The organism is Acidiphilium sp., assembly GCF_049977125.1.
Classification (GTDB): Bacteria; Pseudomonadota; Alphaproteobacteria; order Acetobacterales; family Acetobacteraceae; genus Acidiphilium.
The window spans coordinates 4,479-6,888 of the sequence record NZ_JBMFGY010000141.1 but is presented as its reverse complement, the minus strand read 5'-3'; the positions used below and the strand labels follow the sequence as shown (position 1 = coordinate 6,888).

The 2,410-nt window shown below is 65.3% G+C and carries 4 protein-coding genes and 1 pseudogene; all 5 read right to left on the bottom strand.

Translation table 11 applies throughout. The features are described from left to right. Nucleotides 1-218 (bottom strand): annotated as a pseudogene (locus ACP5E6_RS15065) (hypothetical protein); the annotation flags it as partial. A 286-nt stretch (nucleotides 219-504) separates the two neighbouring features. Continuing rightward, entirely contained in the window at nucleotides 505-1,014 is a 510-nt protein-coding gene (locus ACP5E6_RS15060) for a hypothetical protein (protein WP_427955328.1), read from the bottom strand. A gap of 6 nt (nucleotides 1,015-1,020) precedes the next feature. Further along, a complete protein-coding gene (locus ACP5E6_RS15055; RefSeq protein WP_427955325.1) occupies nucleotides 1,021-1,197 on the bottom strand; it encodes a hypothetical protein in 177 nt (58 codons plus the stop codon). 26 nt (nucleotides 1,198-1,223) lie between these two features. Continuing rightward, on the bottom strand, nucleotides 1,224-2,120 hold the full coding sequence (locus ACP5E6_RS15050; RefSeq protein WP_427955322.1) for a phospholipase D-like domain-containing protein: 897 nt from the start codon (nucleotides 2,118-2,120) through the stop codon (nucleotides 1,224-1,226). Beyond that, nucleotides 2,117-2,410: hypothetical protein (locus ACP5E6_RS15045; RefSeq protein WP_427955320.1), on the bottom strand; the 294-nt coding region annotated here is incomplete at its 5' end. The genes ACP5E6_RS15050 and ACP5E6_RS15045, both read right to left, overlap by 4 nt.

Genomic DNA, 2,410 nt, shown 5'->3' with positions numbered 1-2,410 from the left:
CGAACCGTCACCGGACGGTCCTGCCCGTCCCTGATGCCCGCTTCGTTAACCAGTTCGAGAAACTTGTCCCAACTGCCGTAGCGCGATCGCTTCTCGGCAATCGCATCGTGGTGTTCCACCATGAAGCGGTAGAGCGGTGAATGGCGATCGGTGTCTTCGAGAGCCTGTGAGAACGCCTCGGTAAACGCCACACGTCGCGGTGTCGGACTCGAGGACATGGCGGAATTCTCCTCTGTTGTGGAATGGCGCGTGAGAGACACCCGAGAGCGGCCGAGCCCCCGCGCGGCCCGGACCTTGCCAACCCGCGCCCAGGTGGCGGCGAGCAGTATCGGTGAGACCGGCCTGCCCCGGGTATCGGTGATGCCATTTGCGGTCAGCCAGTCGAGAACCGGCTGCCAGGAATCACCCCGGCCGCGCTGTGCGGCGATCTCCTCGTAATGCTCATCGAGAATGCGCGACAGCGCGGATCCCGCGCGATCGCCGCTGTCCGCAGGCGCCGAACGATCAGTCCGTCGGTTCGCCGTCTCCGCGTTCGGGTGCGAGATCGGGATCGGGTTCGCCAGTATCCGATCCGGTCTCCCCGGCTCCTTCAGCGGGACGCCCGGCCTCTCCGGTTGGCTGGCTTGCGGCTGCCCCGTCACGACGACGATTCCCTTTGGGCACCACAGGCCATTTGTAACGCGGTCGTTCCCGCCAGCGGGGAACCGGTTCCCGCAAATCGGGGAAACCCGGAGACGGGTTCTGCCTGCCGAACCCGCGGAGGATTGCCGTGTTCATGGTCTGCCAGGCGTTTTCGAGCGCCTCCAGCGTGACTTCTTTGCCGTCCCGATCGCGGATACGATTCTGGCGTATCACCCCCAGGATGAATTCCATGCTCTCGGTCCTGGCGATGGTCCGCTCGATCGAATCGTAATTCTTGCCCAGATATTCGATCAGGCGATCGTTCGGGTGAAGGCTGAGGTAGGTCTCGATCCGGGCCGTGCGCCGGGGGCCATACAACAGATGCTTGACCATGGCGACCTACCAGCGCTGACTTTGATAACGCCGGCGCAGCAGGGGCCTTCGGCGGAATAGCAACAGGCCGCCGAGGGCCACCACGGCAAGACCGGCCAGTTCCGGTCCGGTCAGATATCGCAACAGGTGAAACACGACGCCATAGACGATCGCGTGCAGCACCAGCACGACCAGATAATGCATGTCTCTCCTCCCCTGGTCCGGTCGAATCAGCGGTCCACATTGGCACGTCTCCAATCCGTACGAAATGTCCCGCGCAAGGTTGCGAGATGGGCGGGTGCGGTCATCACCACGCCGACCTCGCGGTTGTCATCGAGGCTCGATCGGGAGACATTCTCCGACCCGATGAAGCCGTAACTGTCGCCGACGATCATTTTCGCATGAAGATAAACCGGCCGGACCGCCAGCAGCCGCACCTGTACCCCTGCGCGACGGAGCAGGCGCACATCGGCCCGATCGGTCGATGACAGTTTCGCGGGCAGCAGCACCCGCGCAAGCGAGGCTTTGCGCGCGATCGCATGGAGAAGCGCCGGGTCATCCCCCAGTTCCTCGGCCTCGATATCGACCGGACCCGCCTGGCCGATGATCGCCGCGAGTTTCGGTTCGGCACCCGGCGAGAGCACGAGACGGTGCGACAGACCCCGCACCATCGAACCGGCTCGGCGATCGGTCCAGTCCGCCATGAACACGCGATGCAGCGCCTGGACGAGACGGGGATCGCCGCTCGTGCAAATGTATTCCCGGTTGCGATGGAAGGCGCTGTCATCCCAGTTCGCGGTCCCGATCAGCGCCCTGCCGCCAGACACTGCGTATTTGGCATGATCGAACCGATAACCCCCTTCGAACCGCGCCGGTGCGGTCCGGACCTCGGCACCGCTCGCGCGCAGCCGCGCGATTTCCCGGGCGACGAGACGGTGCGACATCCGGTAGGGCTTGCCGTCGATGATCACGCGCACCGGAATCCCGCGCGCATGCTCCGCCGCGATCGCCCCGAGCACCGCCCTGCTCGCGAGATAATAGACTTCGATATCGACCGGCCGACGCGCGGCCTCGATGAAGCGGACGATCGGTGCGGGGCCGGCACCGGGCTCGACGAACAGGCTCATCTGCCCCCCTTCGCGATCGTCTCGATCCGCTGGTTGAGCGTGGTGAGCATCTGATGAAACGCCGCGGGCTCGATCCGGGGGAGTCTGGTGCGCTGGTGGCGAGGCTGCGGTGTCCGCATCGCCTCGACCGCCTGCGCCGCTGCGGCCGCATCGCCGCGCGCCCAGGCCTCCGCCTGTTCGATCATCGCCCGACAGGCCGCATCGAGAACCGGATCCATCGGTTCCGGATGCAACGCCGCAATGCTGGCCGGGGGTGGTTTCAGGATTTGCTGCAGGATCGTCTTCGGGGC